Source organism: Cohnella fermenti (genome assembly GCF_004801405.1).
Taxonomy (GTDB): domain Bacteria; phylum Bacillota; class Bacilli; order Paenibacillales; family Paenibacillaceae; genus Cohnella; species Cohnella fermenti.
The window spans coordinates 1-391 of record NZ_SSOB01000138.1; the positions used below are offsets into that span (position 1 = coordinate 1).

Annotated in this window: 1 tRNA gene; it reads right to left on the bottom strand. The window is 49.6% G+C overall.

The annotated features are described in order from the left end of the window. Positions 1-272 precede the first annotated feature (272 nt). Positions 273-348, bottom strand: a tRNA-Ala gene (locus E6C55_RS33360). Positions 349-391: the final 43 nt, after the last annotated feature.

Genomic DNA, 391 nt, shown 5'->3' on the forward strand with positions numbered 1-391 from the left:
TTCGCTGTTCGCCGCGTCCTTCTTCAGCTCCTGGCGCCTAGGCATCCTCCGTGCGCCCTTATTAGCTTAACCATCGCTCCGGAAGTTCGCATTCACTCGTATGGTTCTCAACCTAACGTCGCTGCAAAAGCAGCTTCACCTAGTTGAGAAAAACTCGTTCATTGCGATCTTCCTTCGCTCTTAGCCAAACACTAAGGCAGAAGATACATTCTAAATTGCGCTAATCGTTTCGTATCCAGTTGTCAAGGTACAAGTACATTAGGTGATGCAAATGGTGGAGACAAGGAGGATCGAACTCCTGACCCCCTGCGTGCAAGGCAGGTGCTCTCCCAGCTGAGCTATGTCCCCATAGTAAATGCCCCACAAAGTGATGGGTTATGAAATTGGTTGG